The organism is Streptococcus sp. A34, assembly GCF_043674115.1.
In the GTDB taxonomy this organism is placed as follows: domain Bacteria; phylum Bacillota; class Bacilli; order Lactobacillales; family Streptococcaceae; genus Streptococcus; species Streptococcus suis_V.
In genome coordinates, this window is record NZ_JBIMJM010000001.1 from 1 (window position 1) to 26570 (window position 26570).

Below are 26570 nucleotides of genomic sequence, written 5' to 3' on the forward strand. Positions count from 1 at the left end.
TTCTGTTGATGTTATGCAGTTTTCTCAAAGTAACTTCTGAAAGAAAGAGAACTAGAACTTACTTTGAGAATTTACCATTTTTTGCCATCAAGCAAGGTGAATGGTCAGATATAGCAAAAAACTATCGAAATGTATAGAAAATATATATTTTACAATTATAGCTTTTGGGAATAAAATGAAACTATCAAAATTTTTCAAGGAGTTTTCATCATGTCAAAAACACATTACCATTTCGATCATGTCGGTTCTTATCTTCGTCCACAAGCTTTGAAGGATGCCCGTGAGCAATTCGCCCAAGGCAAAATCAGCCACGAAGACCTGCTCGCTATTCAGGACAAATTGGTCGCTGAATTGGTCCATCACCAGGTTGACAATGGGCTCAAGGTAGTTTCTGACGGCGAGTTCGGCCGTTCTTGGTGGCACCTGGACTTCCTCTGGGAATTGACAGGGTTCGAAGCTTACTTGCAGGAGGATTCTTACAAGTTTCACGGGGCTAAGACTCGCACGACCAATGTCCGCCTCAATGGCAAGGTAGCTGAAAATCCAGACCACCCGTTTTACCGTGATTTCCAATACCTTCAGTCTATCGTGCCTGAGGGAGTTACACCAAAGGTGACTATTCCAAGCCCGTCACTGGTTATCAAGCGTGACCATCGCAGCGATCTCTATGCGGATTACTACGAAAATTGGAGTGATTTCCTAGACGGTTTGGCAAAAGCCTATCATGATACCATTCAGCATTTTTATGATCTGGGTGCCCGCTATGTTCAATTGGACGACACAACCTGGGCTTATTTGATTCAGCAATTGGAGACCTATCATGACCAACAGGAAAAACGGGCGGAATTTGAGCAGATTGCTGAAGATGATGTCTACGTGATCAATAAGGCTTTGGAGGGCCTGCCAGAGGATTTGACGGTGGCGACCCATATCTGTCGAGGCAACTTCAAGTCAACCTACCTTTTTGAAGGAAGCTACCAGACGGTTGCCAAGTATCTGGGTCAACTCAACTATGATATCTTCTTCTTAGAATATGACGATGAGCGTTCAGGCGATTTTTCACCAATTGTGGACATCTGGAATGGCCGTGAGAATGTCGAATTGGTGCTGGGTGTGGTTACATCTAAAGATCCTCAGTTAGAGGATATTGACGCGGTGGTTGCCCGTATTGAAGAAGCAGCGAAATTGATTCCACTCAAGAACATTGGCATCTCAACCCAGTGCGGCTTTGCTTCTACGGAAGAAGGAAATATTCTGACTGAGGAAGACGAGTGGAAAAAATTACAATTGATTAAGACGATTACGGACAAGGTCTGGGGAAATTAGGAGAGAAAAAGGAGATAGGAGGAGTCATAGGGATTTAGGAAGAGCGATTTTAGAAGGTGTAGGAGGCAAGGCCAATGTGTCCAGTCTGCCCCATTGTGCGACACGCCTGCGTTTTACCTTGGTGGATAAGTCTAAGGCAGACCAAGCTGGCCTGGAACAGTTAGAGGGTATTTTGGGTGTGATTGATAAGGGTGGTCAATTCCAAGTTATTATCGGAAATGACGTGGCCCGGTCTATCGTCCTTTGGCAGAGGATTTGGAAGAACAAGTAGTCGCAGACCAAGAAGCTTCGAGCAAGCAGGGAATTTTTGCGACTGTTCTGGCTACTATCTCAGGTATCTTTACCCCGATTTTGCCAGTCATTACGGCAGCCGGGATGATCAAGGCTGTGCTGTCCTTGCTGACGGTGTTTGGTGTGGTGGCTGCTGATGATACCAACTATCAAATTCTCAACTTTATTGGGGATGCTGGCTTCTTCTTCCTGCCTATCTTTCTTGGCGGCTCGGCTGCCCGACAGTTTAAGACCAATCAGCAGCTGGGGATGTTAATCGGGGCGATTTTGCTCCACCCTAGCTTTGTGGCCTTGGTGACAGCGGCCAAGGAGGCTGGGGCGGGTCTGAATTTCTTCTCCATTCCGATTACCCTATCAAGCTACTCTTCGACCGTTATTCCGGTAATTTTAGCAGTATGGTTCATGAGCTATGTGGAAAGAGTTGCGGATAAGATTTCGCCCAAGGCTATCAAATTCTTCTCTGTTCCACTCTTGACAACTCTGGTGACTGCCCTGGTTACTCTGATTGTGCTGGGGCCGCTTGGTACTATTGTGGGCAATTGGCTGGGTGCCTTCTTCCTCTGGTTGGAAGAATTTGGTCCTTGGGTTGTGCCAACTATTGTAGGAACAGTGTCGCCTTTCTTGGTGATGACTGGTACCCACTACGGTCTAGTATCGATTGGCATCAACAACCGCATGACCATTGGCTATGATACCATCGCTCAGCCTGGCATGTTTCCGTCCAATGTGGCCCAGGGTGGGGCAGCTTTAGCTATTGCACTGAAAACGAAGGATGTCAATAAGCGTGCCTTGGCTTCATCGGCTGGTATTACCGCGATTTTTGGTATCACTGAGCCCGCCCTGTATGGTGTGACCCTGCGTCACCGTCCTGCCTTGATTGGGACCATGGTTGCCGGTGGTATTGGTGGTTTCTTTATGGGGATTATGGGGGCTCGCAATTTTTCTGGTGGTTCTCCAGGGCTTTTGACCATTGCTGCCTATATCGGTGAGGACACGCTCAAGTATTTTTATACAGCGGTAGCCGGCCTGGTCATTTCCGTTCTGATTTCCTTTGTGGTGACCTTTGTTCTCTATAAGGAAGATTAAGAACCTGTATTCACTGTTCGGCACTTTTAGCTAAGGCTAGTTTTCTACCACTCAGCGTTGTTTTTCTCGAAATACAGTCAGTATTCCAGCTCAAACGGCCTTGACTTGCAAAAGACTATCTCATATCTAAATGTACCTAACTAGTAAACACAACTCCTAAAAGTGGTGCAAACCGCTTTTTCTTTACGGGAAAAAGGACTTGCACAGGTTGGCAAAATTTTTTACAATAACATCAGAAAATACTTGACATGATATATATAATGGTTGTAAGGAGAAATCCATATTAACTACTTTTAAGGAGAACTGTATGAAGACAGTTGGAAAATTTTTTGCTAAAAAGTTGGCGAGCCTCTTGGTTGTTTTATTGGTCTTAGTAATTGGTGTCATCTGGTTTAGAAATAGCATCTTTGCCTGGTTCCGAGGCACTCATACGGTCCAGTATGAATTTGTCATCAAGCGGTTTGAGCAGGAGACCAAGCTGATCGTGGCAGGTGCAGATGTGGAAACGACTGCCAATCATACCTTTGAAAACAATAAAATGAAGGAGTGGCCAGACTGGACAGAGCCTATCACCAAGCTCTTTGTCGGACGAGAAATGTCGGTCGAGATTCCTATCCAGACCGAGTTTAAGCTGGATTTGGAAGGCTTGACCAAGGATGATATTCGCATTGAGGACAATACCTTGACCTTCAAAAATTTTCTGACTGTTGAGGTGGACTCCCAGCAACATGGGGAAATCAAGATTTCCAATAATAGCAATGGTTTGATTGACAAGGCTGTCGATGTCTTTACTGCCGGACAAAAGGCGCAAGAATTTCTGTCTGATAAGTCCCAGGAGGCAATTTACAAGACCAGTGAGTATGTCCTGAATGACGCTGAACGTCAGGAAAAGGTGGTCGGCTTTGCGGAAAATTCTCTTGAAAGTCTACTCAATTTAAATTCCGATGAAAAGTTAGAAGTTGATTTATCTCTGGATGACCTCAACTTTGTCATCGTTGATAAGAAATAGCAGTGGAAACCGTGTCAAGCAGACATGGTTTTTTGCTCGCTCTGCCATTTCCAAAAAGCCTGGGAATATGGTAAAATAGGAAACAAACTGTAGAAACGAGAGACGAGATGAAACTTCAAAAACCTAAGGGAACCCAGGATCTATTGCCACAGGATACGGTCAAGTGGCAGTATGTGGAAGGCTTTGCCCGCAGTATTTTTAAGCGATACAATTACGCAGAGATTCGCACGCCGATTTTTGAGCATTACGAGGTTATCAGCCGTTCTGTTGGCGACACGACGGACATCGTGACCAAGGAAATGTATGACTTCTATGATAAGGGCGACCGCCATATTACCCTTCGTCCGGAAGGGACCGCCCCGGTGGTTCGTTCGTATGTGGAAAACAAGTTGTTTGCTCCAGAAGTGCAAAAGCCAAGCAAGTTTTACTACATGGGCCCAATGTTCCGTTATGAGCGTCCTCAGGCTGGTCGTCTGCGCCAGTTCCACCAGATTGGTGTGGAGTGTTTTGGTTCCAACAATCCTGCGACGGATGTGGAAATCATGGCCATGGCCTATCATTTCTTTGAGGAACTGGGGATTCAAAACATCACCCTTCACCTTAACAGCCTGGGTAACCCAGAGAGTCGTGCGGCCTATCGCCAGGCCTTGATTGATTATCTGACACCGCTCAAGGACCAGTTGTCCAAGGATAGCCAGCGCCGTTTGGAGGAAAATCCTTTGCGCGTGCTGGATTCCAAGGAAAAAGAGGACAAGGCGGCAGTTGAAAATGCTCCGTCTATCTTGGATTACTTGGATAAAGAGAGCGCGGCCTACTTTGAAGGGGTCCAGTCTATGTTGGACAGCCTGGGTATCACCTATGTCATTGACACGAATATGGTTCGCGGTTTGGACTATTACAACCATACCATTTTCGAGTTCATCACCGAGGTGGGGGGCAATGATTTGACTATCTGTGCTGGTGGTCGCTATGACGGCTTGGTCAGTTATTTCGATGGACCTGAGACACCAGGTATTGGCTTTGGTATGGGGATTGAGCGTCTGATTTTGGTCCTTGACAAGCAGGAAATTGAGCTGCCGATTGACCAGTCTCTGGATGTTTATATCGCTGTTTTGGGTCAGGAGGCCAATGGCGGAGCTTTGGAGCTGGTTCAAGCCCTCCGCAAGCAAGGCCTGTCTGCCGAGCGTGATTACCTAGACCGCAAGCTCAAAGCCCAATTTAAGTCTGCGGATGTCTTTGGTGCCAAATACATCATCACCCTTGGTGGAAGCGAGCTGGAAAGCGGCCAGATTACTGTCAAGAATAATCAGACCCGCCAGGAAGTCAAGACTAGCCTGGATACCATCAAAAATGATTTTGCCAGCCTCTTGCCAGAACTTGGAGCAGAGTAGGGGAGGTAGAGGATGAAAAAATACATCAACATCGCCTTAATTTACGCTATTGCAGGTCTTCTCAGCGGTCTTGCTTACCGTGAGATCATCAAATTAACCGGTTTTACTGGTCAGACATCTCTTAATTTGGTTCACACCCACCTGTTTACATTGGGCATGTTCCTCTTTATGATTGTGGCGCTCTTTGCCCAGCGCCATGAACTGGAAAAAATCAAGTCTTTTCGTGTCTTCCTAGTGACCTACCACATCGGCTTGCCTCTTTCTGCTATCATGCTGGCTGTTCGCGGTATGACCCAGGTTCTAGAAATGGATTTGTCAAAAGCCGTCAATGCTAGTATTGCAGGCTTGGCAGGTATCAGCCATATCCTGGTTTCAGTTGGTATTATCAGTCTACTCCTTTCCTTGAAAAAAGTAGCTGAAAATTAACATATAAACAGTAAAGCAAGCTCCGTTTTGGAACTTGCTTTTATTGTTTATTTGGAATAATAAAGAAGAGATAGTAGGTAATGAAAATAGTCAAAGCAACTAAGAGGATTTTGACTGATAGGAGTGGGGCCAAATAGATAGAAATCCCCATGAGGATGTAAATTTGCAGGATAATTCGTTTTTTCCGACTCTTGCTGATAGACTTGGTTTCCGCATAGTCAGCGACATAAAATTGATAAAGCCTGGTTGTCCTGAGCCAGGTTTCAAACTTCTTTGAACTATTGGCAAAGCAAAAGCCAGCCAAGAGTAGCAGGGGAGTGGTAGGGAGGATGGGCAGGAAAATGCCGATGACTCCGACAAGCAAACTGAGGCAGCCGGAAAGAAAATAGAGATATTTTTTCATGTTACGATTGTATCATAAAAGGAAAATGAAAAAAAGACTTGCATTTTAATAAAGAAAACGTTATCACAATGAGGTAACGTGATTTCTGTCACAAATACGATGAAAAGAGGGACCAAGATGAAATTGATTGCATTGGTTGGAACAAACTCCGCCGTATCCACCAACAGGAAATTATTGCAGTTCATGGCTACACATTTTAGCGAGATGGCTGAAATAGAATTGGTAGAAATTAAGGATTTACCAATGTTTAACAAGCCTGCCACCCGTCAATTACCAGAAGCTGTCTTGGAATTGGCTAAGAAAATTGAAGGGGCAGAAGGGGTTATCATTGGAACACCCGAATATGACCACTCTATTCCAGCAGTTTTGATGAATACCTTGGCTTGGTTGTCTTATGGCATCTATCCCTTGTTGAACAAGCCGATTATGATTACAGGTGCATCTTATGGTACCTTGGGTTCTTCCCGTGCCCAGTTGCAGTTACGTCAGATTTTGAATGCTCCTGAGCTCAAAGCCAGCGTTTTGCCTGATGAGTTTCTCTTGTCAAATTCCCTGACTGCCTTTGATAAGAAAGGTCATTTAGTGGATATTGAAACAATCCAAAAATTGGAGGCTATGTTTGACGACTACCGCTTATTTGTGAAAATGACTGGAAAATTGTCTCATGCCAAGGAACTCTTGCACAAAGAGGCAGAGAATTTCGACTGGGAAAGTTTATAGGAAGAGGACGAAAAGATGAAATTTGTTGGTATTGTAGGATCAAATGCGGACCAATCATACAACCGTATGCTCTTGGAATATATCCGCCGTCAATTTAAGTTGAAGTTTGAACTAGAAGTCTTGGAAATCAAGGATGTTCCGATGTTCAATCAAGATGAAGACTAATCGGACTGCTTTGCTATCCAGTATTTGTACAATAAGATTACTCGTGCAGACGGTGTCATCATTGCAACACCAGAGCACAACCATACGATTACACCAGCCCTCAAGAGCACCTTGGAATGGTTGTCCTTCAAGCTCCACCCACTGACAGATAAGCCTGTCATGATTGTCGGTGCTTCTTACTATGACCAAGGAACATCCCGTGCCCAGGTCCATCTCCGTAAGATTTTAGATGCTCCAGGTGTCAATGCCTATACCCTTCCAGGAAATGAATTCCTACTTGGCAAGGCAAAAGAGGCCTTTGATGAGAAAGGAAATATCATCAATGAGGGGACAGTGAAATTCCTAGAAAGCTGTCTCGATAACTTTATCAAATATGTAGGAGTAGTGTCTCAGTTGAAAAAACCAAAACCAATTGAACCAGAAGATCTTTACTGCGGTAAGCCAATTGCAACGACTGTTCAGGGCATTGACCCAGATGATCCAAACTGGTTGGAGAAGGCTGCTGCCCAGGTTGGAGCTGTTGAAGGAGACACCTATGTCAAATTGGACAACGGTCTACTGACGGTTAATCAGCTCAATCAATTCCTCAAGGCCATGCCTTTTGAATTGACTTTCACAGACGATAACAACCAGTTCCTCTACTATAATGCCGCTCACCAAGATCCTGAAACCATGCTTGGAAAACGTCTGCCAGAGCATGTCGGCGGTCGTTTGGCAACCCTACACGGCACCCTGCCACCAGCTCGCATGAAGAACGTGGAGTGGGTTGTTGGAACGCTCCGTAACGGTAACCAAGAATACGTTCGGACCATTGTTCCAGGTACACCGCCAGAAGTTATCAATACCCACAACTATCAGGCTATGTACTATCCGGATGGCTCCTTTGCAGGTATCAACGAGATTATCTTCAACTTCAAGCCATGGTTGGATTGGTACCTCAACGAAACTGGTCAACAGTTGGTTGGCGGTAAGGCTATGCCAGCTGCTGGTCATGGTCATGCAGCTGCCCATGTCGATGCGACATCCGGTGCATCGGATGCAGGTGCTGCTCCAGCTCCAGCTGCTTCCGATGTGGATGCAAGCTCTGGTGCATCAGAAGCCTATTAGATTTGTAATGAAAGGTGCCATCAGGGCACTTTTCCTTTCTTATTTTATTAGAAAGAGGAGATTATGACAGTTTTTAAGGAGAAAATCGGTGCGGCTTGTGCCAAAAAAGAGGCTCTCTTTGATGAGAGTTTGGGTCGGTATGCCCTGCGTTCCATGTTTGCTGGGGCCTATCTGACCATGTCAACGGCTGTGGGAATTATCGGTGCGGATGTCATTTCTAGCCAATTTCCGGCCCTGGCTCGCTTTGTCTTTACCTTTATCTTTGCTATCGGCTTGATTTTTGTCTTGATTTTCAATGGCGAATTAGCGACATCCAATATGATGTATCTAACAGTAGGAGGCTACTACAAGCAGATTTCCTGGAAGAAGGTCTGCACGATATTGCTTTATTGTACCTTCTTTAACTTGATTGGTGCTATTGTCTTGGCCTATCTATTCAATCAATCTTTTTCCTTCCAGCAACTGACAGACAAGAGTTTTGTAATCAATGCGGTCCAGCTCAAGTTGGCCAAGACAGATTGGATGAACTTCATCGAGGGCATTACTGCCAATATGTTTGTCAATATGGCTATTATGGGATATATGCTCCTGAAGGAGGAATCTGCCAAGTTCTTTGTGGCCCTATCTGCCATTTTCATGTTTGTTTTCCTCATCAATGAGCACTTGATTGCCAACTTTGCTTCTTTTTCGCTGGCTGGATTTAGCCCTGTTGACAACATCAAAGGTTTTGATTTGGTCAATATTCTTCGCCAGTGGACCGTAGTTTTCTTTGGCAATTGGATAGGTGGGGGTCTCTTTATCGGGATTGCCTATGCTTGGCTCAATGAGACCAAAACAGTGCATAAGGAAGGTTAGAAAACAAGCTCTCAGACCCCATACCGATTTTTTCAAATAGGTCTTGAAAAATACTCTAAAATGCCTATAATGTATTTACATTAAGGTATTTTTTAGTCTACTCTGCTATTCTACTGGGAAAAGGAGGAGATTCTATGTTTATTTTTGCCTTTCCTGGTACGGGAAAATCGACCCTTGCGAAACAGTCGTCAGCCATCGTAGACTTAGAGATGTCTGACATCAAGTATGACAATTCGAGCGTCAGCCATTTGACCAAAGAAGAGAGGAAGTCTGTGCCGCGGCCTATTAAGGATAAGGGCTACCGTCAGACTTATATTGACAGGGCCTATGCCCTGGAGCATGAGGGCAAGACGGTTCTGGTGGCAATGAATTTTTTACTTCGCATGATGGTTAAGATGTTCATTCAACACCCAGTTTCCTTCCATATTTACATTCCTCACTTTTCCTTGAAAGAAGAATACAGGAAGCGCTATGTTCAAAGAGGAAACAATTCCCGCTTTATTTTTGAGGTTATGTTTATTTGGTATCTAGTGTTGCTCCCTTTTTATCTACTATCCATTTGCCTGCCAAAATGTATCACTGTCTTGGGAGAGGGTGAGACATTGTCAGACAAGATATTCGCTAAAAATCATCGGAAATCCAATCAAAAAGCAGGTCTAGCGCAAACCATTTCATGAAAATGAATGAAAATTCACAAATCCCTTGAAAAAAACATGATAAAGCGTTATCATATTATGGTACATAAATGGAGGAATGACATGACACATATTACATTTGACTATTCAAAAGTCTTGGGCCAATTTGTTGGTGCTCAAGAAGTAGACTATATGCAACCACAAGTTACTCTAGCTGACCAAATGCTCCGTCAAGGAACAGGTCCTGGTAACGACTTTATCGGCTGGTTGGATTTGCCAGAAAACTACGACAAAGAAGAATTTGCACGTATCAAGGAAGCAGCAGCAAAGATCCAAAATGAAAGTGAAGTTTTGGTGGTTATCGGTATCGGTGGATCTTACCTCGGTGCTAAAGCAGCCATTGATTTCTTGAGCAACTCTTTTGTTAACTTGCAAACTCGTGAAGAGCGTAACGCTCCACAAATCCTTTACGCTGGAAACTCTATCTCATCAAGCTACCTTGCTGACTTGGTGGATTATGTTGCTGACAAGGATTTCTCAGTTAACGTGATTTCTAAATCAGGAACAACAACTGAGCCTGCCATTGCTTTCCGTGTCTTCAAAGAATTGCTTGTGAAAAAATACGGTCAAGAAGAAGCTAATAAGCGTATCTATGCGACAACTGACAAGGCAAAAGGTGCAGTTAAGGTTGAAGCGGACGCAAATGGTTGGGAAACCTTCGTTGTTCCAGATGACGTCGGCGGTCGTTTTTCTGTCTTGACTGCAGTTGGTCTTTTGCCAATCGCGGCAGCTGGTGCAGATATTGATGCCCTTATGGAAGGTGCAAACGCAGCTCGTACGACTTACACATCAGATAAAATTGCCGATAATGAAGCCTACCAATATGCAGCTGTTCGTAACATTCTTTACAGAAAAGGCTATGTAACAGAAATCTTGGCAAACTATGAGCCATCACTTCAATACTTCAGCGAATGGTGGAAACAATTGGCTGGTGAGTCAGAAGGCAAGGACCAAAAAGGTATCAACCCAACATCTGCTAACTTCTCAACAGACTTGCACTCGCTCGGACAATTTATCCAAGAAGGAAACCGCAATATCTTTGAAACAGTAGTTCGTGTTGACAAACCAAGAAAAAATATCTTGATTCCTGACATGGCAGAAGATCTTGACGGTCTTGGCTACTTGCAAGGAAAAGACGTTGACTTTGTAAACAAAAAAGCAACGGACGGAGTACTTCTTGCCCACACAGACGGTGGCGTACCAAACATGTTTGTCACTCTTCCACAACAAGATGAGTTCACACTTGGTTACACCTTCTACTTCTTCGAGTTGGCAATTGCTATCTCTGGTTACCTCAATGCCATCAACCCATTTGACCAACCAGGTGTAGAAGCCTACAAGAAAAACATGTTCGCTCTTCTTGGCAAGCCAGGATTTGAAGAACTCGGTGCAGAATTGAATGCACGTTTGTAATGAATATGAACCGGCCGCTTGGTCGGTTTTTCTTATGCCTCAAATCCTGTCTGTGTGTCTAGGTGTCTATTGTCTAAAAAAGTAATTTTTCTCTAAATTTTCTTGCATTTATCTATTGACAACCGATATATATATATATATAATGGACATATAACATTCTTTAGGAGGCTATTATGGCAAAGAAAATTAGGGATGAGCATGGCAATGTCTATGTACAGAAGAAACCATTTTACAAACGGATTTGGTTTATCGTGTTGGCAGGTTTAATTGTACTTGGAGCTTTAGGCAATGCACTTGGCGGCGGTAAAGAGGGAACAACAACCTCAAGCCAACCTTCAACACAGGAAACAAGCCAGGCAAATACGGAGACTCCAGCAAGTAGCTCAGAAAAAGCAGAGGAGAAGCCAGCAGAGGTGACCTATGGCATTGGGCAAGAAGTACCAGTTGGTGATGTAACCTATATTGTAAATTCAAAAGAAATTGTCACTAATGTTGGTGGTGAATTTGGTAAAAATGCAAATGGAGTTTTCTTGTTGCTCAATGTTACCGTAAAAAATAATGGGACTAAAGCCATTACAGTAACAGATGACTTCTTTACTTTGTTAAAAGGTGAAGTGGAGTACGAGACAGATTCGTCAGCGGGTCTATTTGCTAATCAAGATGCAAATTTCTTCCTCTCTGAGGTAAATCCAGAGAGTACCATTACTGGCAATGTCATCTTTGATATTACAGAAGAGACAGCAAATGATCCAAGTATCCAACTCAAAGTACAAACTGGATTTTGGGGTACAGAGACTGGTTTGATTAACCTACAATAACAATCAAGAGGCATAACTCTAGTCTCTTTCTCATTGCCGGCCGCTTGGTCGGTTTTTCTTATGCCTAAAATTATGGTACAATGGTTTTACAAGGAGATAGGTCTATGAAACCAGAGTATTTTGTAGTCGGGGATGTTCATGGCAAGTATCAACTCTTGGTTGATTTGTTGCAGAAGTGGAATCCTGAGCGTCAGCAATTGATTTTTTTAGGGGATTTAATTGACAGGGGTGAGGATTCCAAGGCTTGTTTGGAATTGGTCATGGATTTGGTGCAGAATCAGGGAGCCATTTGCCTGACAGGTAATCATGAGCGGATGTTCCTGGCCTGGTTGCGGGACCCACAGGACCGCTATGACCATTATCAGAGAAATGGTGGTGATACGACCATCAATTCATTGCTGGGGCGTTCCTTGGATGCGTCGGTGGATGGTATGGTGGATGCCCATCAGGTTTCAGAGCAATATGGGGAATTGATTGACTTTCTCAAATCTTGTCCCTACTATCTAGAAACGGAGCTCTATATCTTTGTTCACGCGGGGGTTGACCTGACCTTGGATGATTGGCGGGAAACCAGTGAGCATGACATGGTTTGGTTGCGATCCAAGTTCCACGAGGCAGCTAATGAAACTGGCAAGTGGATTATTTTCGGCCATACACCAGTCTATAATTTGTTTGGAACTAAGACGCGAATCAGTCAGATTTGGGACAGTGGTGATGGAAAAATTGGCATGGATGGCGGTGCTATCTATGGCGGTGTCCTCCATGGTCTGGTCTGCAATCAAGACGGGCCAATCGAAGACTATGTGGTCGGTCACACCCGATTCCAGTTGCAGATAGAAGATTAGTTTTTATCAGCTCCACCGTGAAACAGGGGAGAACAAGATTTTGTAAATAGACATATTAAAAAAGGCGATTGTGGTCGCCTTTTTGTGTATTCAGATAAAATTGTCTAAAAAGTCTGAGTGGTCACGAGAGTTGTTTGCAGAAGGTATTATGTCTTCAACCGAAAAGTCTGTGGCGCCTTTTTCAAGAGAAAGAAATAGCCGAAGCCGACGTAGAGCAGGAGAAGGCATGACACGCCGATGACATAGTAGTGAGAACCAATATCTACGCGGCTATTGAGATAGGCCACCCAGTAGAGGGCTCCACTGAGAAATTTATAGACAGGGTTGGTCACTTCCATGTCTTTGGTAAAGGGCTGCAACATATAATAGATAAAGAGGTCATGGAAGGAAAAGAGGGCGGTCAGGCTGGTCAAAAGCAGAGCAGTCAGCAGATAGCTGCCAGGAGTGTATGTTGCCCGTGTAAAGAGGACAAGCCCTAAAAAGAGGGTGACAGCAAAGCGAGCGTTGTAGAAGATAGACTGCTTGAATCGGTAGTTGAAACCAGCAATAATGGTCTGCGGTTCCCGATAAAAGGGGTAATGGAGCATGGAAAGGTCGCAGTTGACAAAGACCATTTGAGCAATGGTTTTCCCCATTGAGCCGGCATACATGACTATAAAGGTCACCGGCAGGAGGGGTAGAAATCCTTTCTCGGCAGGAACCGTAAAGGTCGGGTCCAAGAACCGAATGAGCTCCAAGGTCGCAAAAATTAAGACCAGAATGCCGACCCGAAAGAGGGATTTTTTCTCTAGGATGGTTCGGTAGCGGTCAAATAGCAGAGCGTTTAGGTAGTTCATGCCAGACAGGTGACTAAGGTCCTTGCCTTTTTTGAGTTTGAGTTTCTCCTGCATCTGCAGACCTTGATGGGTGTATTCATTACCCTGCACGATACCAGCGATTTTTTTATCGGTGATAGCAGATTGGTCCATGCAAAATTCTATGTAGCTGTTCAGCTGATAGGGCTGGAGCAAGGTCCACAGACTGACCAGGATGAGAATGCCTAGTAAGACAGCCAGCCCCATAAACAGCTGGTTGCTCAGGCTATCTCTGTAATAAAAGGCAAGAAAATAGGGAATGATACCAGAAATCCCGATGACGGCAGATGACCAACCATTTCGTTTGTAGCGAAAGCCTTTTTGAAAAATGAAGCGGTTGAGTGCCTGTCCAGAAAAGCTCAGCGCCATGGGGGTCAAGAAACCTAGTGGGAGGAAAATCCATTGTCCCGACAAGAGGCAGAAGGTTACCAGAGCGGGCAGGTAGTAGATACTAGTCAAGACAGGTTCTAAGAAAATACGACTATAGAAGTAGGTGGTTCGTGATAAGCCGAAATGGGTCATGAATTCCCGGTCGGGCTGGCTGATAAAGGGGTCAAAACTCCCCAAAAATCGATTGGCTATTCCAATGAAGTAGCACCAGCTGACAAAGCCCATGGTCCACATGTCTTCTTGTTCAAGGGTAAACTGAGGTTCACCTCTGAAGAGATTGAGGAAGAGAACGGCTATGCCCACGTGGAGTGCCAACCAGAAGAACTTGGCAAAAAAGCGCGTTGGGATGCTGAGGATGATGTTGAAATAGAAAAGAAAACTCTTGAAACCATAACTTTTGAAGATGTTGACCGGAATTTTATGGCCGACAAGAGGAATTTTTCGTAGGTAGTAGAGCAGGCTATTGGCCGACTTGTAGGCTCTGAATTGTTGCTGGTACCAGGTGTAGCTCAGCATGTCTTTGATTTGTTTCTTCATGGCTATCTCCTATTGCTCCGTTAGTAGGTTGACAATTTCCTGCTCAAAGTCCGTGTCATGGAGCTTGTCTGTCGGCACAGCTTGGAGTTTATGGTGATGGAGCAACACAATCTCGTCGCAGAGATCCTGAGCCAGCTGAAGAATATGGGTGGAAAAGATGATAACAGAATCCTTCTTAGCTTCTCGAATCAGCTGCTTAAACTCGTGGGCAGCCACAGGGTCAAAGGACGTCAGCGGCTCATCCAAGAGCAGGACAGGAGGCTGGACAATCAAAGACAGGAGTAACTGGACCTTGTTCTGCATACCGTGGGAAAAATCCTTGAGCAGGCGATGTTGGTCTTCTTCTCCGATACCGACTAAGTTCAGCCATTCTTCTGGACTGCGAGGAGATTTGAGCTTATCCTTGTGAATATCCATATAGAAACGGACAAACTCATAGGCCGTCATAAAGGCAGGCAGTTGTGGGTAGGTTTGGGTAAATCCGATGTCCGTATTATCGTAGTCAAAGGCATTTCCATCCTTTACAAACTGAATCGAGCCACTATCCAAGGTCAGATTTCGGGCAATGCAGTTAAACAGGGTTGTCTTACCAGCTCCGTTCCGCCCCAGCAAGCCGTAAATCTTCCCTTTTTCAAAGGTAAAAGAAGCGTCTTCCAAAATGATTTTATGGTCGAATTTCTTGGAAATAGAAGATAATTTCAGTTGCATAGCCAATCTCCTTTTTGTTATATTGTTATGGATTTATCATACAATAAAAAACAAAAAAATTCAAGCAGATTTTTACTTGAATTTAGAAAGAGGATAGGGGTTGTTTTTGCTGCCCCTGGCCATTGAAGTTACTATCCTTTAGCCAGTTTTCAAGGGCATGCTTGCGGTCGGGCCATTCGTGGTCTAATAGAGAAAACCAGGCGGTATCCCGATTGCGTTCCTTATAGACTAGAGCCTGACGGAAGGTACCTTCGTAGGTAAAGCCCAGACGGTTGGCAGCGACCTGACTGGCTTGGTTGAGCGAGTCGCATTTCCATTCATAACGTCGATAGCCCAGTTCTTCAAACACATAGTTCATGAGAAGATAGTGGGCTTCTGTCGCCTGTCGGGTCCGTTGCAGTTGTGGAGAAAAGATAAGCCAGCCAACCTCGATGCTACGGTGATTTGGAACAATATTCATTAGTGCCAAGCTACCAATGGCTTGTTGGCTTTCCTGGTCCACAATAGCTAGATAATAAGGGTCAATAGAATCCAACATCGTCTGGAAATAGGCTTGAAAAGAGTCACGGTCTGCAAAGGGTTCAAGGGCCAAGTAGGTCCAGTCAGCTTTCTTGGCATTTGGTCCATAAAACTGATAGAGATCATCTGCATGGTGCAGGCCCAGTTTTTCTAAGCGGACTGTTTTTCCTTGAAGAATATCCAGACTTGGTCGCTCACCACTGGAGTAATGTGGCAAGGGCATACCAATTTCTTGGCCGAATGAATTGATAGGCATGGTTCCCTCCTAATAATGCAAACTCCCTGCCACCCAGCCAGTTGCCAGACAGTAGGTGATATTAAAGCCGCCTGTATGGGCGTTGATGTCCAAGACCTCACCTGCAAAGTGAAGGCCAGGAATTTTCTTACTTTCCAAGGTTTTGGGGTTGATTTCCTTGAGGTCAACGCCACCCTTGGTCACAAAGGACTTGGCCAGGGACATCTTGCCGGTAATCTTGATCGGCAGGGATTTGAGCAGGGAGACCAGATTAGTCAGGTCTTTTTGGGAGACCTGCTTGACCTTGCAGTCGTAGTTCTCTGCGAAGAAGTCGGCTAGGCGGTCTGGCATGAGTTCAGCAAGGGCATTCTTGACGGATTTTTCTCTGTTCTTTTCTAAATGCTCAAACAAGTCTTGGTCAGAATAGGTTGGCAGAGCATCGAGAAATGCGGTTTCGCCGCCTTTGACAAAACTAGACAGACGAAGAGCAGCGGGCCCCGATAGGCCAAAGTGGGTAAAGAGCAGGTCGTGGGTGATGACGTGCTTGCCGTAGGTCAGGGTGACATCGTCCAGGGAAATGCCTTGAAGCTTCTTGTGGGGGAAGTCGGTCAGGACAGGGCTTTCTGCGGCTTCAATCTCCGTGACTTCCAGCTTGAAGTGGCGGGCAATGTCGTGTCCAAAACCGGTCGAGCCAGTGGAGGGATAGGTCTTGCCGCCAGTGGTGACAATGAGCTGGGGTGCCGTAAAGGTTTCCTCGCTGGTCTTGACATGGAAGAGGTCGTCAATCTTGCGGACGGATACCACCTCCGTACCTGTGCGGATATCGACGCCATTTTCCAACATTTTCATCTCCAGGCACTTGATAATGGTCTGGGAGCGATCGGTAGTCGGAAAGACACGACCGTGGTCCTCCACCTTGAGCATGACTCCGTTTTCCTGAAAGAAATTCATGATGTCGTGGTTGTCAAACTGGGAAAAGACGCTGTAAAGAAAGCGGCCGTTGCCAGGAATGCCAGCCAGCAGGTCTTCTAGTGTGCCGTTGTTGGTCACATTGCAGCGACCGCCGCCCGTGCCAGACAGTTTCTTGCCCAAACGCTTGTTTTTTTCCAGGAGCAGGGTCCTCTTGCCGTAAAAGCTGGAAGAAATAGCGGCCATCATGCCAGCAGGTCCCGCTCCGATAATAATGGTATCTACTGTATTCATGCCTTTATTGTATCATAAAATAGCAGAGCTGGTTGGCAGGTTACTCCCCTCTACTTATTTATTGGTCTAAATTTGACAGTTTAGGGTGCTTATGGTAATATTTTAATGATACAGTCAGTAGAAAAATCAAGTATTTGAGGATAATATGGGAATTGAAAAAACAGTCAGCGAATTGGCTGAGATTTTAGGTGTCAGCCGTCAGGCTATGAATAACCGGGTAAAATCACTTCCAGATGAGTTTGTTGAGAAGAATGATAAGGGCGTGACGGTGGTCAATCGTCAGGGTCTGGTCAAGCTGGAAGAGATTTACAAGACCACGATTTTTGAAGATGAGCCAGTCAGCGACGAAGTTCTTCACCGTGAAATGATTGAGATTGTCATCGATGGAAAAAATGAAGAAATCGAGCGCTTGTATGCCCAACTCAAGGTTAAGGATCAACAATTGGCTGAGAAAGATGAGCAGTTGCGGGTCAAGGATATCCAGATTGCGGAGAAGGATAAGCAGCTGGACCAACAGCAGCAGTTAACAGCCAAGGCTATGGCGGACAAGGAAGTTCTCAAGTTAGAATTAGACGAGGTTAAGGCCCAGGCGGAAGAGGTAAAACCGAAAGGTTTTTTTGCTAGATTATTTGGCAAATAGAGGGATCCTATTTTAGGAAATGTTCGGGAGTGACAAGTTGTCGCTCTCTTTTTTGCGACATAAAAGAGTGATTGTGGTAAGCTAGAAACAGATAATTTTCTGAAAATTTCGGAAACTATTCAAGAGGAGGTTGCTTTATGTCCTATTTTCAAAATTTTATGAAGGCCAATAAGGCCTATGTTGACTTGCATGGAACCCAGCATTTGCCCTTGCGTCCTAAGACCAAGGTGGCCATTGTGACCTGTATGGATTCGCGCCTGCACGTTGCCCAGGCCTTGGGGCTGGCTCTAGGGGATGCCCATATCTTGCGGAATGCTGGCGGACGTGTCACTGAGGACATGATTCGGTCTTTAGTCATTTCCCAGCAACAAATGGGAACGCGGGAGATTGTGGTTCTCCACCATACGGACTGCGGTGCGCAGACCTTTACCAATGAGGCTTTTGCGGAGCATATCCACAGGGAGCTGGGTGTGGACGTTGCTGGGCAGGATTTCTTGCCATTTACAGATGTGGAAGAGAGTGTTCGTGAGGATATGGAGCTACTGCGGAAATCACCGCTCATTCCTGAGGATGTGGTCATTTCAGGTGCGGTCTATGATGTGGATACGGGTCGGATGACAGAGGTCAGCTAAGAACCCGTATTCATAGCTCGCCATCTTTAGCTAAGGCTAGTTTTCTACTACTCAGCGTTCGTTTTTCTCGAAATACAGTCAGTATTCCAGCAAAAAACTATCTCTTATCTACATGCACCTTACTTGTTAATACAGGTTCTAAGAGCAGAGTTGTGAAGTCGGATTATTTCCGGCTTTTTTTTGTAAAAATGCTTGACAGTCATTCTGAGTTGATGTAGAATTGTTTTATAAAAATAATACAAAGAAACAAAGGAGTCCTCTCATGTCTGATAATCGTATGAAATACACAATTGATAGCAATATGCAATTTCCTTTGGTGGAAATTGCCTTAGAGGCTGGAGAGTCGGCTTATATTCAACAGGGGAGCATGGTTTACCATACACCCAGTGTGACCTTAAATACTAAGCTCAATGCCCGCGGTGGTTCAGGATTCGGTAAGTTGCTGGGAGCTATCGGTCGCTCCATGGTGTCGGGTGAGTCTATGTTTATCACCCAGGCTGTATCTAATAGCTATGACGGGAAAATCGCCCTGGCGCCGTCCACACCTGGTCAGGTTATTGCTCTAGAGCTGGGTGCCAAACAATACCGCCTCAATGATGGTGCCTTTCTGGCTTTGGATGGTTCTGCTCAATATAAGATGGAACGCCAAAGTGTGGGCCGTGCCTTCTTTGGTGGCCAAGGCGGACTCTTTGTCATGACTACAGAAGGCGAGGGTACACTTTTGGCAAATGCCTTTGGTTCTATCAAGAAGATCGAGCTAACAGGTGGCAGCATCACCATTGACAACGCCCATGTAGTTGCATGGAGCCGTGACCTCAATTATGATATTCATCTAGAAAATGGCTTTCTTCAATCTATCGGTACTGGTGAAGGGATTGTCAATACCTTCTCAGGTTATGGTGAAATCTATGTGCAAAGTTTGAATATTGAAACATTTGCCCAAGTCATCGGCAGCCATATTGTTACAGGTGGCGATGGCGGTGGTGGTAGCACTTCCTTGCTCGATGCGATTTTTTAAGACTCAACCAGCTGCGGCTGGTTTTTTACTTGTCCTTCATCACCACTTACCAGGCATTTTTTACCACTTACTGAAAAGCCCTTGCCTTCACACCATAGCCTGATATAATAGGTATATCAAATGAAAGGGAGGTCGTATGAAAGTTCGGATTGAATTAGATGACAGCTTAGAACAAGTCGAAGTGATTATCAGAAGTAGCCAACTAGGACCAGAGTTGGAACGCATCCAGCAGGCTTTGCAACAGGTTAGCCGTCCCTCGCTTGTCTTTTACAAAGGAACCAGTGAGTATTTCTTGAAATTGGAAGACTTGCTCTTTTTTGAAACGGATGGAACCAAGCTGATGGGACATACCAGGGATGATGCCTATGAAGTCAAGATGAAACTCTATGAACTGGAAGACTGCCTCCCTGCTTATTTTTGTCGGGTTTCCAAGTCAACTATTGCCAATAGCAAGGCCGTTTATTCGCTGGATAAATCCTTTTCAGGAACTAGTCGGATTTCCTTCTATCAGACCCACAAGGAAGTCCATGTGTCGCGGCATTATTATCATTTATTAAAAGAAAAGTTACGAGAAGTGAGGTAGAGAGATGAAAAAATATGGTTTAGGGATTGCCCTGCTAGTCCTAGCAGTCTTGGTCCTATTTAGGGATTCACTAGGTTTGCATTTGGCTCTGCCATTTTGGACAACAGTCTGGTTTGTTTTAACCTTTGTGACTGGTTTTCACCGCTTGGTGAAGCTGGATTGGCTTGCCAGTATCTTTTGTTTCGGTCTAGCTTTTATAGCGGTGAACTCAGTTTATGATTGGGTGAAGTTCGGGACCTGGAACATGGTTCTGTCACTTGTTCTGCTCTGCCTTGGCTTGAAACTGATTTTTAAACCCAAGAAGCGCAGACCAGCTCATGGAGTTGGTACAGGAGTGATTGGTGATAAGGGTCGGGAAATAGCTTTTGGCTCCTCTACTCGCTACATTCATGAGGAAAATTTTACCTATGATAGTGTGGAAGTGGCCTTTGGCTCCAGTATGGTTTATTTTGATCAGGCGGTTATTCTGGGAGATAAGGCTGAATTTCATATAGATGCAGCTTTCTCATCAGTTAATCTTTATCTGCCGGCAAATTGGCAGGCGGTCGTGGAGCTAGACAGTTCTATGTCTGCTGTCAATAACTATGCAACTGGTATAGGAGAAAAGATGCTACATATCACAGGAGATATGGCCTTCTCCACTTTGAATATCTATTACACCTAGAGTGAACAGAGAGCAGTCTATTCAGGCTCCTCTGCAGGACAAAGAGTCAGAATATTCCGAAAATTAACCAAAAGAAAGGGATTATCATGAAAAAGATTTTGAAAAATGCTACTTACCTATGGGTACTGACTGCGGATATGTTGTCCAATTTTGGCGATGTGGTTTATTACCTGGCCTTGATGAACTATGTTTTGCTGGTGCCCAACAGTCGTCTGGCTCTGGCAATCGTGACCTTCTCGGAAATCTTCCCTAGCTTTATGGGGCTCTTTACAGGCTATCTGGCAGACAAGACGGTCAACAAAATCGGTACTATCAAGCTGACCCTTCTCTTTCGTGTTCTTCTTTACCTCATCCTCGGATTCTGCATGGGCTTTGAGCCAGCCCTCTGGATTGTCGTGGTGGCTGCAACTTTCAATGTCTTTGCAGACTTCGCTGGCTTCTATGAAAACGGCCTCTATACACCTCTGGGATTACGCGTAGCACCCAAAGAAGAGCGGGAGCAGTACTCGGCCTTTCGCCAGACCGTGACCAGCCTCCTCAACATCGCCTTTCAGGCCCTCTCTGCCCTCTTGGTCGGCCTCCTCTCCTACCAAAACCTGGCCTTTCTCAACGCCGGCACCTTTTTAGCCGCCCTCCTCATCATGCAGCTGCTGACGCCAGTCTTTCGCAAACTCCTGACGGAGCAGCCTTTGAAAATAGTAGAGCAGCCGAGCCAGACTGAGCAAAAAACCAAGAGACCAGGCATTCTAGCTTCCTTCAAGCAAGCCATCGTGGAGCTGCGCAAGATTCCCGAGTTCCGTCTGGTCCTGATTACCAGCCCTCTTATCAATGCCTGCGGAGCTATCCTTTATCCTATTCTGGTCCTCTTGATTAGCGAAGACCCAGGCCTTGTCTTCCTCAATGTTGAAACAACCCTTGCCCTGACCATTTTGATCTTCTTTGTTGGCAATATCTTGGGTTCGACATTGGTCTTTACTCTCTTCAAAAAGACCAGCATGGTGACGCTGGAAGTGGCAGCCACCTTCTCTCTTCTTGGCGTGTTTGTCGGAATGTTGCTACATCAACTGCCAATTATTTTCTTCTTCCTTACTACAATGGGAATTAGCTTTGGTGCCAGCGGTCCTAAGTTTAATGCCAAGTTTGTCAACTCCATGCCAGAGGAGCAACTGGCAACTATCGGCGGTGCAGTATCGACCTACTTTATGCTGGGTCAGGCCTTTGTCCGACTACTTGTTTCAGGTTTGGTCTTGGTATTGGCTGTCGATCAGATTAGCGGTCTTTTCCTAACAGCTACTGGTTTGTTAGTCCTCTATGTCCTCTACTGGCTGGCACGCAACCAAAAAACACCTCAAAATCAGTCTGCTTAGGCTGATTTTTCTGTTATCTGCGGGGCATCTATGCTATAATGTTCTTGATTGAAATTTTACAGGAGAGAAACATGACTAAACCAATTCGCGTGCGTTACGCACCAAGTCCAACGGGACTTTTGCATATCGGAAATGCTCGTACAGCATTGTTTAACTATCTTTTTGCCCGTCATCATGGCGGTACTTTCCTTATTCGTATCGAGGACACAGACCGCAAACGCCATGTGGAAGACGGAGAGCGTTCTCAGCTGGAAAACCTGCGTTGGTTGGGTATTGACTGGGATGAGAGTCCAGAAACCCATGAGCAATACCGCCAGTCTGAGCGTTTGGATATTTACCAGAAGTATGTCGATGAGCTCTTGGCTTCAGGAAAGGCCTACAAGTCTTACGTGACCGAAGAAGAGTTGGCGGCGGAGCGTGAGCGTCAGGAAGCTGCAGGTGAAACACCTCGCTATATCAATGAATACCTGGGCATGTCTGAGGATGAAAAAACTGCCTATATCGCAGAGCGTGAGGCGGCTGGCATTGTCCCAACTGTACGCTTGGCTGTCAATGAAGCTGGTATCTACAAGTGGAATGACATGGTTAAGGGTCAAATCGAGTTCGAAGGTGGCAACATTGGTGGTGACTGGGTTATCCAGAAACGTGACGGTTACCCAACCTATAACTTTGCAGTGGTGATCGATGATCATCTGATGGAAATCTCGCACGTTATCCGCGGAGATGACCATATCGCCAACACACCTAAGCAACTCATGGTCTATGAAGCACTAGGCTGGGAAGCTCCAGAATTTGCCCACATGACCTTGATTATCAACTCTGCAACGGGTAAAAAGTTGTCCAAACGTGACACCAATACTCTTGCCTTTATCGAAGATTACCGCAAAAAAGGCTATCTGCCAGAAGCTGTTTTCAACTTTATCACGCTTTTGGGTTGGACTCCTGGTGGTGAGGAAGAAATCTTCTCCAAAGAGGAGATTATCCAACTCTTTGACGAAAAACGCCTCAGCAAGTCTCCTGCTTCCTTTGATCCGAAAAAGTTGGCTTGGATGGGCAATGAATACATCAAAAAAGCTGATTTGGAGACCATTTTCAACCTTGCTAAACCATTCTTGGAAGAGGCTGGTCGCTTGACAGACAAGGCAGAAAAATTGGTGGAACTCTACAAGCCACAGATGTCATCTGCGGATGAAATCGTTGGTTTGACAGACCTTTTCTTCTCTGATTTCCCAGAATTGACAGACGAGGAAAAAGAAGTCATGGCAGGCGAAACAGTTCCAACTGTTCTCAACGCCCTCAAGGAAAAATTGGAAGCTATGACGGACGAAGATTTCCAACCAGATAATATCTTCCCGCAAATCAAGGCTGTTCAAAAAGAAACAGGCATCAAGGGCAAAAACCTCTTCATGCCAATTCGTATCGCTGTCTCAGGCGAAATGCACGGACCAGAGTTGCCAAATACCATTTACCTGCTCGGCCGTGAAAAATCTATCCAGCATATTGAGAATATGTTGAAGAGTTTGTAATACAAATAATCCCCACTGTCATATGGCGGTGGGGATTTGTCTGTTAGGGGAATTTAGCTTTCTAAAAATAGCCTCTCCACATAGTCCTTCTGCCTTGGAATGACTAGCTCTGTTTCTAGGAAATCTTTCAGTTTTTCCTGCGGGACCCAGATGTAGTTGCTGGTTTCTTCGACTTGCAGTTGGATAGCAGCTTTGTCCCAATTGGTTTCGGCCCAGTAGCAGTGGAAAATGCACTGGTCGTCATGGGCGACAAAGTGTGTATGGTGGCGGAGCTGATCAGCTGTCAGCTCAATGCCTGTCTCTTCGCGGACTTCGCGTAAAATAGCCTGCTCTGCTATTTCCCCAAATAAAGCCGAACCCCCTGCTGTCGCTTCGTAATAGTCAGGGTAGGAGGGTTTGGTGCTGTCGCGTTTCATGAAGAGAGTGCTGCCGTCGCGGTGGCGGATGATGCACTCGACGACTAGGTGGTAGAGGCCGTGGGGAATGGATTCTCCGCGTGTGAGAGTGTGGTCGGTCAGCTGACCGTCGGCTGTGTAGGCGTTCCAGATTTCCATTTCATTCTCCTGTCAATTTTGTAGTTATTCAGTATAGCACATCTAAAAGTGCAAAGCAACAGGCTTTGTTTTTGTACGGACAAGTGTTATACTGGGGCTACTAACTCAAAGGAGAAATCAATGCAAACCATAATCCCACATCTCTGGTACAATACAGAGGCAAAAGAAGCTGTAGAGTTCTATGTGGACCTTTTCGGAGGCAAGATTGACTGGGCCTATACCATTACGGATACGCCTTCTGGCGACTCTGATTTGGTCCAATTCCAACTGGGGGACATGACCCTGGCAGCTATTAGTGCAGGGCCTTATTTCAAACTCAATGAGTCTATGTCCCTCATGGTAAATGTAGCTAGTAAGGACGACGTAAGCCGTCTTTATGAGGCGCTATCAGACGGTGGTCGTGTGCTTATGCCATTGGCAGAATATCCCTTCAGCCCTTACTATGTCTGGCTGGAAGACCGCTTTGGTCTGTCTTGGCAACTGTCTTATGCACCTGACTTGGACAAGCCTTATCAGTTTGACATCTGCCTGCTCTTCTCGCAGGAACAGGTTGGTTTGTCCCAGCCTATGTTAGACTACTACAAGGACAAGCTCCCTCAGGCTAGTGTCGGTCAACTTTCCTACTACGGTGAAGGGGAAGCTGCTGTTGAGGCTGCTAAACTGAATTATGCAGAACTTCTTGTCGCTGGACAGAAATTGATTGTCATGGACCACGGCTACGGTGGCGAAGCTTCATTCAACGAAGCCTTCTCGCTCATGGTCTATGTGGATAGTCAGGATGAGCTCAATTTCTATTATGACCTCCTGTCCGCGGTGCCAGAGGCGGAAATGTGCGGTTGGGTCAAGGACCAGTTTGGGATTTCTTGGCAGATTGTACCGCGTATGTTGATGGAAGCATACGATACGGCTAGCCCAGAACAGATTAAGGCTGTGAATGCTGCAGTGTTGACCATGAAACGTCTAGATTTCGCAACTATTCAAACGATATTAAATTAGTCAAGATTGGCAGGAACTGGATAGCAGTTTCTGTTTTTTCTATTAGACAAGAATGAATGAATTGGCTCGGTTTTTGGTATAATGAAAGAAAGTAGAGGGGAGACCACATGAAAGCAATAGAAAGACGAAAGCACATTTTATCACTTTTACAGGAAACATCTCAACCACTTTCAGCGAATTACCTAGCAAAAGAATTTGGAGTGAGCCGTCAGGTGATTGTGGGAGATATAGCCCTGCTTCGAGCAGAGGGGGATCTGGTTTTGGCGACTCCGAGAGGCTACCTACTGCAGTCTTCTCTGGCGCCTCTTGAAGGAGCTTATATTCGTAAAATAGCTTGTCAACATGGACCAGAAGATGTTGAAAAAGAGTTGACTATCCTATTAGAGGGAGGAGCTCAAATCCTTGATGTCGAAATTGAACATCCTATTTATGGTCTATTATCTGGCAAACTAAATATTACCAGTTTTGAAGATCGGGACCGTTTTTTAGATGATTTGAGTCATTATAAAGGAGTACTATTGAGTAATTTAACAGAAGGAGTTCATACTCATACTGTCTCATTTCCCTCGGCTCAAGCCTACCAAGAACTTTCTTTGGTATTAAAGGCTGCAGGAATTTTGCTAGAAAATCAATAAAACATTACAGGTGTCTTGACACCTGTAATGTTCAGAACGTAGACAAACTAGCTTTTGTATAAATAAACTTAGTAGCTCCGCTAAGAAGAAATAAAAATTTGATTTATTTTGCAAGCGGAGCGAGCCCTAAGCCGGGACTTTCCGCTGTGATGAAAATGCTTGAAACGTTGTCGTTTCAAGCATTCGGAGCCTGTGAGACCTTAGGCTCAAAGGCTAGGTATGGAATTCCGAAGGAAGTCGCTACCGTCCGACATCACCTCAGGAAAGTCTGAAAAGAGACTTTGTCTACAAACTCAACATTACAGGTGTCTTGACACCTGTAATGTTTTGGTTTATAATCGAACCTATAGAAAGAGAGGTTCCTTATGTCCCAATTAACACTATCATCTAAAAGTTCCGTCAAGCAGCTATCAATTAGTGCAATTTTAACCGCATTTGCCATTTTAATACCTTTAATGATGCCGATTAAAATTGTTATTGGTCCAGCATCCTACACACTTGCTAGTCATATTCCGTTGTTTATTGCAATGTTTATTTCACCAGCAACGGCCATATTGGTAGCATTGGGCTCCAGTCTAGGCTTCTTTTTAGCAGGATTTCCTATTGTCATCGTATTTCGTGCATTAACTCACTTGATTTTTCTTACTCTGGGAGCTTTTTTAATAAAACGATTTCCAAGTTTTATGGACACCAAGCGTTTCTTCCTATTAGGGATTGGTCTCAATCTACTTCATGGCTTAGGGGAGTATATTGTGGTTATGGCCCTGACTTCGGGCGGGCAGACTTCAGATACTTATTGGATGACTATGCTTGGCTTAGTTGGTCTAGGTTCTGCACTTCATGGATTGCTCGATTTTAGTTTGGCATATTATTTTTGGAAAATCTTGAAAGAACGGAAAATTTATCAACCTTAATGTGAGTTGAGATAAAATATAGTCTAGAAGTCGGAGAAAAATCTC

General features: G+C 45.0%; 28 protein-coding genes and 1 pseudogene. 23 read left to right on the top strand and 6 right to left on the bottom strand.

Annotation, left to right across the window (positions count from 1 at the left end; translation table 11 throughout):
- The first annotated feature begins 210 nt into the window (after positions 1-210).
- From ACHBGV_RS00005 to ACHBGV_RS00030, 6 genes are all read left to right on the top strand, one after another.
- Positions 211-1326: a vitamin B12 independent methionine synthase gene (locus ACHBGV_RS00005; RefSeq protein ID WP_172009830.1), complete on the top strand. Its 1116-nt coding sequence runs from the start codon at positions 211-213 to the stop codon at positions 1324-1326.
- A gap of 76 nt (positions 1327-1402) precedes the next feature.
- Positions 1403-1597 (top strand): PTS glucose/sucrose transporter subunit IIB, encoded by a 195-nt coding sequence (locus tag ACHBGV_RS00010; protein ID WP_394735361.1) that lies wholly within the window; start codon positions 1403-1405, stop codon positions 1595-1597.
- A complete protein-coding gene (locus ACHBGV_RS00015; RefSeq protein ID WP_394735362.1) occupies positions 1582-2703 on the top strand; it encodes a PTS transporter subunit EIIC in 1122 nt (373 codons plus the stop codon). The genes ACHBGV_RS00010 and ACHBGV_RS00015 overlap by 16 nt, the downstream gene beginning before the upstream one ends.
- Positions 2704-3010: 307 nt before the next feature.
- Positions 3011-3712 carry a hypothetical protein gene (locus tag ACHBGV_RS00020; RefSeq protein ID WP_105160417.1) on the top strand — a complete coding sequence of 234 codons (702 nt, stop codon included), beginning with the start codon at positions 3011-3013 and terminating at the stop codon, positions 3710-3712.
- Between the two features lie 107 nt (positions 3713-3819).
- The gene (gene hisS, locus ACHBGV_RS00025; protein WP_394735363.1) at positions 3820-5103 is read left to right on the top strand and encodes a histidine--tRNA ligase; all 1284 of its coding nucleotides are present in this window, start codon (positions 3820-3822) and stop codon (positions 5101-5103) included.
- Between the two features lie 12 nt (positions 5104-5115).
- Positions 5116-5529 (top strand): DUF2871 family protein, encoded by a 414-nt coding sequence (locus ACHBGV_RS00030; RefSeq protein WP_172059154.1) that lies wholly within the window; start codon positions 5116-5118, stop codon positions 5527-5529.
- A gap of 40 nt (positions 5530-5569) precedes the next feature.
- On the opposite strand, the gene ACHBGV_RS00035 is transcribed toward ACHBGV_RS00030, so the two are convergent.
- Complete coding sequence (locus ACHBGV_RS00035) at positions 5570-5932, bottom strand: YbaN family protein (protein WP_394735364.1); 363 nt, start codon at positions 5930-5932, stop codon at positions 5570-5572.
- 117 nt (positions 5933-6049) lie between these two features.
- On the opposite strand from ACHBGV_RS00035, the gene ACHBGV_RS00040 reads away from it, so the two are divergent.
- The 7 genes and pseudogenes from ACHBGV_RS00040 (at position 6050) to ACHBGV_RS00070 (ending at position 12550) form a co-directional block, all read left to right on the top strand.
- On the top strand, positions 6050-6652 hold the full coding sequence (locus tag ACHBGV_RS00040; protein WP_394735365.1) for an NADPH-dependent FMN reductase: 603 nt from the start codon (positions 6050-6052) through the stop codon (positions 6650-6652).
- Between the two features lie 15 nt (positions 6653-6667).
- A pseudogene (locus tag ACHBGV_RS00045) lies at positions 6668-7924 on the top strand (NAD(P)H-dependent oxidoreductase).
- Between the two features lie 63 nt (positions 7925-7987).
- Positions 7988-8779: a formate/nitrite transporter family protein gene (locus ACHBGV_RS00050; protein ID WP_105122278.1), complete on the top strand. Its 792-nt coding sequence runs from the start codon at positions 7988-7990 to the stop codon at positions 8777-8779.
- 134 nt (positions 8780-8913) lie between these two features.
- Positions 8914-9456, top strand: coding sequence for a hypothetical protein (locus ACHBGV_RS00055; protein WP_172021011.1), 543 nt, complete (start codon positions 8914-8916; stop codon positions 9454-9456).
- Positions 9457-9537: 81 nt separating this feature from the next.
- A complete protein-coding gene (locus tag ACHBGV_RS00060) occupies positions 9538-10887 on the top strand; it encodes a glucose-6-phosphate isomerase (protein ID WP_394735366.1) in 1350 nt (449 codons plus the stop codon).
- 173 nt (positions 10888-11060) lie between these two features.
- Entirely contained in the window at positions 11061-11705 is a 645-nt protein-coding gene (locus tag ACHBGV_RS00065) for a DUF4352 domain-containing protein (protein WP_257117169.1), read from the top strand.
- Between the two features lie 104 nt (positions 11706-11809).
- Positions 11810-12550, top strand: a complete 741-nt coding sequence (locus ACHBGV_RS00070) for a metallophosphoesterase family protein (protein ID WP_394735367.1) — start codon at positions 11810-11812, stop codon at positions 12548-12550.
- Positions 12551-12696: 146 nt separating this feature from the next.
- Here ACHBGV_RS00070 and ACHBGV_RS00075 read toward each other — a convergent pair whose 3' ends face one another.
- From ACHBGV_RS00075 to ACHBGV_RS00090, 4 genes are all read right to left on the bottom strand, one after another.
- On the bottom strand, positions 12697-14331 hold the full coding sequence (locus tag ACHBGV_RS00075) for a hypothetical protein (protein ID WP_394735368.1): 1635 nt from the start codon (positions 14329-14331) through the stop codon (positions 12697-12699).
- 9 nt (positions 14332-14340) lie between these two features.
- Positions 14341-15039 carry an ATP-binding cassette domain-containing protein gene (locus ACHBGV_RS00080; RefSeq protein WP_394732661.1) on the bottom strand — a complete coding sequence of 233 codons (699 nt, stop codon included), beginning with the start codon at positions 15037-15039 and terminating at the stop codon, positions 14341-14343.
- An 82-nt stretch (positions 15040-15121) separates the two neighbouring features.
- The gene (locus ACHBGV_RS00085; protein WP_394732662.1) at positions 15122-15814 is read right to left on the bottom strand and encodes a GNAT family N-acetyltransferase; all 693 of its coding nucleotides are present in this window, start codon (positions 15812-15814) and stop codon (positions 15122-15124) included.
- Positions 15815-15823: 9 nt separating this feature from the next.
- Positions 15824-16996, bottom strand: a complete 1173-nt coding sequence (locus ACHBGV_RS00090) for an NAD(P)/FAD-dependent oxidoreductase (protein ID WP_394735369.1) — start codon at positions 16994-16996, stop codon at positions 15824-15826.
- Positions 16997-17141: 145 nt separating this feature from the next.
- On the opposite strand from ACHBGV_RS00090, the gene ACHBGV_RS00095 reads away from it, so the two are divergent.
- The 7 genes from ACHBGV_RS00095 (at position 17142) to gltX (ending at position 23426) form a co-directional block, all read left to right on the top strand.
- Entirely contained in the window at positions 17142-17636 is a 495-nt protein-coding gene (locus ACHBGV_RS00095; protein ID WP_105111069.1) for a DUF536 domain-containing protein, read from the top strand.
- Between the two features lie 137 nt (positions 17637-17773).
- Positions 17774-18268: a carbonic anhydrase gene (locus ACHBGV_RS00100; RefSeq protein WP_105122268.1), complete on the top strand. Its 495-nt coding sequence runs from the start codon at positions 17774-17776 to the stop codon at positions 18266-18268.
- Positions 18269-18530: 262 nt separating this feature from the next.
- On the top strand, positions 18531-19286 hold the full coding sequence (locus tag ACHBGV_RS00105; RefSeq protein ID WP_394720126.1) for a TIGR00266 family protein: 756 nt from the start codon (positions 18531-18533) through the stop codon (positions 19284-19286).
- Between the two features lie 136 nt (positions 19287-19422).
- On the top strand, positions 19423-19869 hold the full coding sequence (locus ACHBGV_RS00110; protein WP_125265876.1) for a LytTR family DNA-binding domain-containing protein: 447 nt from the start codon (positions 19423-19425) through the stop codon (positions 19867-19869).
- Positions 19870-19873: 4 nt separating this feature from the next.
- Positions 19874-20533 (top strand): hypothetical protein, encoded by a 660-nt coding sequence (locus ACHBGV_RS00115; protein WP_394735370.1) that lies wholly within the window; start codon positions 19874-19876, stop codon positions 20531-20533.
- Positions 20534-20619: 86 nt separating this feature from the next.
- On the top strand, positions 20620-21900 hold the full coding sequence (locus ACHBGV_RS00120; RefSeq protein WP_394735371.1) for an MFS transporter: 1281 nt from the start codon (positions 20620-20622) through the stop codon (positions 21898-21900).
- 71 nt (positions 21901-21971) lie between these two features.
- A complete protein-coding gene (gene gltX, locus ACHBGV_RS00125) occupies positions 21972-23426 on the top strand; it encodes a glutamate--tRNA ligase (RefSeq protein WP_394735372.1) in 1455 nt (484 codons plus the stop codon).
- Between the two features lie 53 nt (positions 23427-23479).
- Here gltX and ACHBGV_RS00130 read toward each other — a convergent pair whose 3' ends face one another.
- Positions 23480-23980, bottom strand: coding sequence for an NUDIX domain-containing protein (locus ACHBGV_RS00130; RefSeq protein WP_394735373.1), 501 nt, complete (start codon positions 23978-23980; stop codon positions 23480-23482).
- A 120-nt stretch (positions 23981-24100) separates the two neighbouring features.
- On the opposite strand from ACHBGV_RS00130, the gene ACHBGV_RS00135 reads away from it, so the two are divergent.
- From ACHBGV_RS00135 to ACHBGV_RS00145, 3 genes are all read left to right on the top strand, one after another.
- Positions 24101-24976: a VOC family protein gene (locus ACHBGV_RS00135; protein WP_394735374.1), complete on the top strand. Its 876-nt coding sequence runs from the start codon at positions 24101-24103 to the stop codon at positions 24974-24976.
- A 107-nt stretch (positions 24977-25083) separates the two neighbouring features.
- Positions 25084-25611: a transcription repressor NadR gene (locus ACHBGV_RS00140; protein WP_394735375.1), complete on the top strand. Its 528-nt coding sequence runs from the start codon at positions 25084-25086 to the stop codon at positions 25609-25611.
- Between the two features lie 365 nt (positions 25612-25976).
- Positions 25977-26525, top strand: coding sequence for a hypothetical protein (locus ACHBGV_RS00145; protein ID WP_024403818.1), 549 nt, complete (start codon positions 25977-25979; stop codon positions 26523-26525).
- Positions 26526-26570: the final 45 nt, after the last annotated feature.